Origin of the sequence: Nitrosospira sp. NpAV (genome assembly GCF_000832065.1) — a bacterium.
In the GTDB taxonomy this organism is placed as follows: domain Bacteria; phylum Pseudomonadota; class Gammaproteobacteria; order Burkholderiales; family Nitrosomonadaceae; genus Nitrosospira.
In genome coordinates this window covers 1-260 of sequence record NZ_JXQM01000121.1, presented here as the reverse complement: position 1 = coordinate 260, position 260 = coordinate 1, and the positions used below count along the sequence as shown (strand labels likewise).

Sequence of the window (260 nt, the reverse complement as noted above, 5' to 3'; positions counted from 1 at the left end):
TGCCAGGTGTGCAGCTCGGTGCCTAATGATGCCGCAAGCTCCTCGGCGAGCAGGGTCTTGCCGGTGCCCGGCTCGCCCTTGATCAGCAGCGGGCGCTCCAGGGTCACGGCGGCGTTGATCGCCTGCTTGAGGGCCTCGGTGGCCACGTAGGTGGAAGTGGAATCAAACGCCATGGGTGATGCCTCGGCAGATCGCAGATGGGGAACGTCAAACGAGTGTACGGAAGGGGGCAGGAGGCGAGAAATCCTGCCGGCGCATCA

At 64.6% G+C, this 260-nt stretch carries 1 protein-coding gene; it reads right to left on the bottom strand.

Going from position 1 to position 260, the window contains the following annotated elements; all coding sequences use genetic code 11:
- On the bottom strand, window positions 1-173 hold a 173-nt coding region (locus tag SQ11_RS15560), incomplete at its 3' end, for an AAA family ATPase (protein WP_041515117.1).
- Window positions 174-260 lie beyond the last annotated feature (87 nt).